The 7714-nt window shown below is 49.9% G+C and carries 2 protein-coding genes; both read right to left on the bottom strand.

What is annotated here, in order from left to right; genetic code table 11:
* Nucleotides 1–676 precede the first annotated feature (676 nt).
* Nucleotides 677–2350, bottom strand: a complete 1674-nt coding sequence (gene panP, locus FE392_RS18305; RefSeq protein WP_319931600.1) for a pyridoxal-dependent aspartate 1-decarboxylase PanP — start codon at nucleotides 2348–2350, stop codon at nucleotides 677–679.
* A gap of 161 nt (nucleotides 2351–2511) precedes the next feature.
* Nucleotides 2512–7714: non-ribosomal peptide synthetase (locus tag FE392_RS18300; protein WP_319931599.1), on the bottom strand; the 5203-nt coding region annotated here is incomplete at its 5' end.

The raw sequence follows: 7714 nt of genomic DNA, 5'->3' as shown, positions 1-7714 counted from the left end.
TGGCTGCACTCATTCACCCCAGTCACCGTTTTTATAAACATACGGTTATCTATGCTCCTGGGGATGAATTCCCTTGCTGCCGCGATGCAACTTGAAATTCATTGCGTATATATTGAATATATATGCCGAGTATTTGAGATTTTTTATCAGGTTATGAATTAATAACGTTAGCGGTTAGTCATTGTCAAGGCAATTGTTTTTTTTAAAAGAATAGATATAAATATATAGCCAAATTATTCATTAATGTTTTTCTTTAATTTAATTATGCTTATATTAATGCTTTAATTAATGTTAATTAATAAGAGATGTCTAATTTATCGGAGGTTTTAAGTTCAATCAGAGTCTTAATGAGATTCAATGAGATAAAGGCCGTAGGGGAACATTAATTAAAGGATGTTATTCAACGGATGTGGTTCAATAAATAATAAAATTCAAACACCTTTAACAGCACAGGGAATGGCAATCTGGCTTATTATGTTTGTTTTGCTCAAGAGGTGAATTTAAATCATGTTTAACCATAATAAAATCATGAGGGAAGTTTAATTCTTTGAACCACGAAACGATTATCTAAAAATGAATGAATAACTCAGTCCATTTAATGATTTTAATCAATTTAAGCATTGATAAAATCTTAAGTCAGGGCTGAGTTTTTTCATCGGGATATGAGCTTATGCACTCAATGAGCCAATGCCTGTAGTGTGTGCCAATGTGGGCTTTTCTGTGCCAGTTGGCGCTGTTCTTTAAGCATTTCCTCCAGTATTTCCATCGTTGTCAGTGGATTGGCGAGCACAACACGTAAAACTGTTGTCGGTTGTCTGTCCCATTGCGTGGGTTGGAGGGTAGTGCGTGAAACAAAAGATTGCCCGGCACTCCACTGCATTGTCTGGATGTGCTGGTTTAGCGCATTAAGTTCGTCGTATAACTTCTGCCTGTCGGGTTCTGATGCAACATGCAAGGCTTGCAACACTTTCGGTGGCACATAGCGATAAGTCAGTAAACAAAGTTCTGGCTCGCTGATTAACTCAAAATCTTCTTGTTGACGAATAAGTACTGCAAATTGCTGGGCCTTTTCGATACTTGCATCTATTAGTTGGGCAAATCCCCGCCGGCCCAGCAGGTGAAAGTTACTGTGCAGCATGAGGGACATCGCACAACGTGAACCTTCCAGCGTATGGCGTCCCAAATCTTTCGAACCCTTGCGCACGATATAATTGGCATGCTGTGAAATGGCGCTGGCCAGACTGGGTTGGCGAAACAGCACCATGCCGGTTCCCATTGGTACATACATTTGTTTATGAGCATCAATCGTGACGCTATCAGCACGCTCTATACCTGCGAATAAATGCCGGTGGCGTTCTGACAATAAACTGGCTCCGCCCCAAGCTGCATCAATATGAAAATGGCACTGTTCTTGTTCAGCGATATCCGCCAGCGCATTGAGCGGGTCAATTGAACCGGTTTCTGTTGTACCCGCGATGCCGACAATTGCCATCGGTCTGATATTGCGTTGGCGCAATTCCTGTAACTTAGCCAGCAGGGCGCTGGTGCAAATCCGTCCATTTCGGTCAGTTTCAATCTTGATTAGGGAGTCTTGCCCCAGACCGAGTACATCCACCGTTTTTTTCAGCGAATAGTGTCCTAATTCCGAAACCAGAATAGCCAAGCCGCTGTAACCATAATGGATAAGACCTCTGGCGAGTCCTTCGCGGGCAAGGCCGGCAAAATCTCCGTCGGCCGGCAGAAGTTGGTTCCGGCATGCCCACATCGCTGTCAAGTTAGCCAACGTACCACCAGAACAGAAGGTCGCCAGTGCATAATCACCATTGTGGAGCCACTGGTTATAGAAGGTTTCGTCGCAGTTATAGACCAACTTGTGCATCATGCCCAATACTTGGCGTTCCAGGGCAGTCAGGATATGGGAGGTTTCCAGCTTAACCACGTTTTGGTTCAGGGCAGTTAATATCTTGCCCATTGCCGGTAAATGTTGGGGAAGAGCAGAAGTCATGTGACCAACAAAAGTGGGGGATGACACAGGGACAACCTGATTGAGAATGTCTTCACTCAAATGCCGGGCATAGGCACTGCTATTGACCGGAAGCTCGGGAATAATGACCGATGAAAAATTCGCTTCCAGTTCCGCCAGTTCTTTCACTGGCTTGTTTAATCCGTGGCAACAATATGTTACAGGGTCACTTGTGATGTTTGTTTCCAGCTCAAGAAGCCCTTCTTCGCTGCCGTGGGAGAGAAATTGTTCAAGTAATGCTTGCCATTCCTGAGGATCCCGGCCGGAGGGATGAAGCGTTGCTTTATCCATGTCACCGCAATTCAGGCTGTCAAGAGAATACAGCATAGTTTGCCTCGTAGGGTCACAAATAATATCGTTCATGTGTTTATGTCTGGTTATCCATGCTCTCGTCGGGGAAGCATTCCCTTGCCCCCTTGACGCAACTCAAAATCCACAAAGTATATCGCTACAGGCTATTTATCTCCCTCGCATAAAACCATCATTGCCTACATAAAACTTTGGGGTTTTGCTTTTTCAAACCAGAATGCAGAATTCGGGTTGTTGATATAATCCATCTTTTGCCAGAGTTCCATGATCCAATGCTCGATTTGTGGGGAGGATAGCATGGTCATGTGGTTGCCGCGTGCAAGCATTGTGTTTAGTTTTCCAATGTGGTTACTCCACTGGGTTTCACGGTTTTCCCGTTCGTCCTTGTCTCCCTCTTCTGCGCTGATCACATGGACAACACCTTCATAGCGGGAGCGGGGGATATAGCGGGTGTTCAAATTGGCCTGCATGACGCGGATAATTCCTTGCAGCATGGATATTGGCGTTTTGGCAGGGAAAAGACCGGCTTGCACCAAGCTGTTGTGCAGAAGTTGGGTCTGTTCATCAGTATCCAATTTTTCAAACTGTTGCCGGATAAGTGGCAGGGGGGTATCCAATATCATATTGTAGATATCAATGAGCTCCATGATTGTGTCAATTCTATTGAGCAATTTGGTTTTGCCGGGTAATTCAAGGGCATGGCCTGATTGTTCTGGTTCATCGGTATCGATCAGGATCAAATCAGAGACTACTTCCCCTTCAGCTTGTAGCTGCAAAGCCATTTCAAAGGCTATCCAACCACCAAAAGAGTGCCCCAGCAGGTGATAAGGGCCGTGGGGCTGGATTTGGCGGATAGTCTGAATATAAGCACGGGCGATACCTTCAACGCTGGCATAGGGGAAACTGTGCTCGGCCGTGAATCCCCGAGCCTGTAATGCATATACCGGAAGTTGTTGCGGGAATGACATCGCCAGCTCAAGTAAACTCGAAGGGCTGGCACCTGCGCCGGGCATGCAAAACAGCGGCGACACAGATTGAGAACCCAATTGGATGATAACGCGCGGGTCAAACGGCGGAACCGCCTGCAAATGCTCGGTGATTGAGTCGACTATCTGGTTCAGTAACGGTGGCTGCATGATGGAGAAATGCGTTCCGCCGATGGGGTGGAGCGCAGAATAGCTGCCGGCGATATCCTGCCAGCCACGCCAGTTGTCATCGCTGGCCAGTTCATCCGCGGTGTACAGGTGAATCGCCAGGTTTGATTTTGCTGCCTGATACTCTTGGCCAAGCCGGGTAACCATTTCCGCGGTATGCAACCGAAGAAGAATATCCCCGCTTGTGATGTTGGCGGGCAGCCACTGCTGTTCAATGCAGAAATCAAGAACCGGCCCCAATTCGCTGAATTGGTGAAGTTTTTTCAAATCCTGTTCGTTTATGTTCGCTTGGGTGCGCAAAGAGTCAATGACGTACTCAATTTGTTTTGCTTCCGCCCCTGCACTTGCAGGTTGCCCGGTATTTATTGAGGCATTGTTGTCTGTATTGAAATGATGGTACGAATCGATCATACCGAGGAATTCGACAACGTCCCCCTGGCTTATGAGCTGTTGAGCGATTTCATAGGCTATCAAGCCACCAATCGACCATCCTGCCAATCGGTAAGGCCCTTGTGGCTGAACTCGGCGCATGGCCAGAATATGACAGGCGGCCAGTGCCTCAATGGAGGTCGGCGGGTTATCGAGCGTATGAATACCAAGGGCCTGCAATGCATAGACCGGAAGCTCCGGCGGCAGAAGGGCAGCCAGTGGTGAATAGACCAGTGGGTCGCCGGACGTTTCGTGCACCAGGAACAGCGGCAACAAAGAGCCTGCTGGGCTGAGCGGCACAGGGTTTGCATCAAACGGGGATACTGACATGGTAAGTCCTTTATCGAAAGTTAAAGCCAAATCAGACAATGTTGGGTATGTAAACAAGGTCGTCAGCGAAATCTCCATATTTTGCTCGCGCATACGGTTCAAGAGCTGTATGGCGAGTAGTGAGTGACCACCGAGTTCAAAGAAATGGTCATGGCGGCCGATTTGTTCCAATCCCAATAAATCTTGCCAAATTTGGGCCAGAGTGATTTCTATTTCACCGCGCGGCGCAGCATAGCCGTGTGCCACCATAGACGAGGCATCCGGCGCGGGGAGTGCCTGACGATCGAGTTTGCCATTGGGCGTCAGGGGAAATGCGTCTAATGTTACAAAAGCGCTGGGCAGCATGTACTCCGCAAGTTCCTGGACAAGCTGTTGACGCAGTTCGGCGGGCACAAGTTCAACCCCTTTTTGGGGCAGCAAGTACGCAACCAACCGTTTTTGACTCTCTTCACGAACTAATACTATCGCTTCGCGTACGCCTTTGCACTGCTCAAGTTTTGCCTCAATTTCCCCCAGTTCGATGCGGAAACCGCGTATTTTCACTTGAAAATCATTGCGGCCCAGATATTCGATATTGCCATCAGGCAGCCAGCGGCCGAGATCACCGGTTTTGTACATGCGGGCTTCCGGTTCGGGAGAGAAAGGATCAGCAATAAAGCGCTCTGCGGTCAATTCAGGTTGATTCAGGTAGCCTCGTGCCACTCCGCTGCCCGCGATATGAATTTCACCGGCAACGCCAAGGGGGAGCGGTTGACCATGCGAGTCCAGAATATAAATCCGGGTATTGGCAATCGGGTGGCCGATGGGAATGGAACGAGAAACATCAACCGGAGGCGTAATCAAATAAGTCGCGGCAAACGTTGTGGTTTCCGTTGGGCCATATCCATTGATTAGATGTTGTGGTTTGGTATCCGCTGACAGCACCTGTTGGATTTTACGGGGGTCGAGGACATCACCGCCGACAAGCAGATAGCGCAATTGTCCGAACAGTGGCCGGAGAGTATCGAGATATTCGTTGAACAGCCCGACCGTTAGCCAAAGGGCCGTGACTTGTCCTTGGAGAAGCGAATCGCGGAATTGTACCGGGTCAAGCAAGACGGATTGTGGAACGATGTGCAGGCGCCCGCCATTGAGCAGGGCAGACCAGATTTCCCACGTTGATGCGTCAAACGCAATGTTGGCACAATGGGCAACGCAGTCGTCTGTACCAATATCCGCATAAGCATTATTGATAATCAATCGGTTGATATTGCGGTGTTCAACCATGACACCTTTGGGTTTTCCGGTCGAACCTGAGGTATAAATCACATAGGCCAGATGGCGTGATGTCAGCCCCAACGCTTGTGGATCTGGATTGTGGGTCGGTTGTGCCTTCAATAGCGCATTGCGGTCATCAAGCACGACCGCAGGTATGATACTGAGGAGCGGAATGGCGCGGTGAAGTTTGTCGAGCAATTCGGCTTGAGTGACCAATGCTTGCGGGGCGGCATCTTCGAGCATATAGACCAGCCGTTCGGTCGGATAGGTCGGGTCGAGTGGCACATAAGCCCCACCGGCTTTGAGAATGGCGAGTATCCCCACCACGGTATCCAGACTGCGTTCAATACAAATCGCCACACGATCATCGGGTTTTACGCCCAACGCAATCAGATAATGCGCCAGACGGTTCGCACGCTGATTCAGCTCACCGTAAGTCATTGTCTGGTTGCCAGCGACGATAGCTGTAGCATCGGGATATTGTCTCGCCCGATCTTCAAAAAGCTGGTGAGTCAGGGCATCTTGCGGGAAATCCGCCTGAGTGGCATTGAAATCCACCAAAAGTTGCTGCCGCTCTGAGTCCGGCAACATTGGTAGAGTGGCAATGTTTTGGTTCTCATTGGCTGCCATTGCCGTGAGTATGTTGATTAAATAATCCACCATACGCTCAACGGTTGCAGGAGAAAATAAATCAACGGCGTAAGCCATGGAACCGGCTAAACCTGCCTCAGTTTCGGCCAGTGATAAGGTTAAGTCGAAATGAGCGGTATGCTGTGTCTGTTCAAAGGGAGTGAACTGCAAGTCGGGTAATGCCAACTCTTGAGCCGGAGTGTTGTTCAGTGCCAGCATCACTTGGAAAATAGGGCTGTAGCTGAGATTGCGCTCAGGTTGCAGCGTTTCCACCACCTGTTCGAAAGGCAAATCCTGATGGTCATAGGCGGCGAGCGCCCGTTTCCGGACTTGTGTCAGCAAATCGGCCACACTGATGCCATCATGCGGAGTAACGCGCAAGGCCAAGGTATTGACGAAGAAACCGATCAATCCTTCCAGTTCATGGTGTGGTCGGTTAGCGACCGGCGTGCCGATGACAATATCATCCTGACCACTGAGGCGGGCCAGTACGATACTCCACGCGGTCAAAACTGTCATAAATAAGGTGCAGTTATGGCGTTGCCCGAGCGCCTTAAGTGATTTCAGGAGTGTGGCATCAAGGTGGAAAGAAACCTGATCACCGGCATAAGTCTGTACCGTAGGGCGCGGGCGATCCGTCGGCAGAGTCAGCAACGCCGGAGCATCCGCAAGTTGGGCTCGCCAGAAATCACGCTGTTCAGCGAGGCGTGTTTGCTGTAATGGTGCGCGTTGTGAGTGCGCATCTTGTGGTGGAATGCCTGATAACTGCCCGTATTGCCAGACTGCATAATCCGCATATTGGATGGGCAGCGGTGGCAAAGGAGTATCATGACCATCAAGTGCCGCGCGGTAGAATTCCCCCAGCTCGCGCACCAACACACCGAGAGACCAGCCGTCAGTAATAATGTGATGCAGGGTAAGCAGCAACACATGTTCTTTATCTGCCAGTTGCAACAGTTGACCGCGCATAAGCGGCCCTTGAATAAAATCAAAGGGAGTTCGGGTTTCCTGTTCAAGGAGCTCGACAATATGGTGGTTGTGCAAAGTGGGATCCAACGGGCGCAAATCGTGGCAGGACAGAGTAAAGCCGATGTCAGCAGGATCGATATACTGGCAAGGTTGTCCTTCTATGGAAATAAAACGGGTGCGCAGGCTTTCATGGCGGGCAACCAGCCTATCAAATGCGGCAGACAATGCTTGGCGGTTGAGTGAACCCGTGAGGCGCAATGCAGCGGAAAGATGATAGGCCAGACTGGCGGCGGGAGAAAGCTGGGCAAGGAACCACAGGCGTTGCTGGGCGAAGGACAGGGGCAGGAGCTGATCGCGATCAGCCACAGGGATAACTGCCTGAGTTGTCTCAGCTGTGTCTGTCAGCGTGCGGGCCAGCGCCATCAGCACCGGTTGAGCAAAGAGCGTTTGTAACGGTAACTCCCTTGCCAGCACTTGGCGTATGCGGGCCACCAGTTGGATTGCCAGCAGCGAGTGCCCGCCGAGCTCAAAGAAATGGTCATGGCGGCCGACACGCTCCAGCCCCAATAATGCCTGCCAGATTTGCGCCAGGGCGGTTTCTGTTTCGCCCACC

The sequence above is a fragment of the Xenorhabdus santafensis genome (assembly GCF_033949405.1).
GTDB lineage: Bacteria > Pseudomonadota > Gammaproteobacteria > Enterobacterales > Enterobacteriaceae > Xenorhabdus > Xenorhabdus santafensis.
The sequence above is the reverse complement of the archived record's forward strand: the minus strand, read 5'-3'. Positions and strand labels throughout refer to the sequence as shown.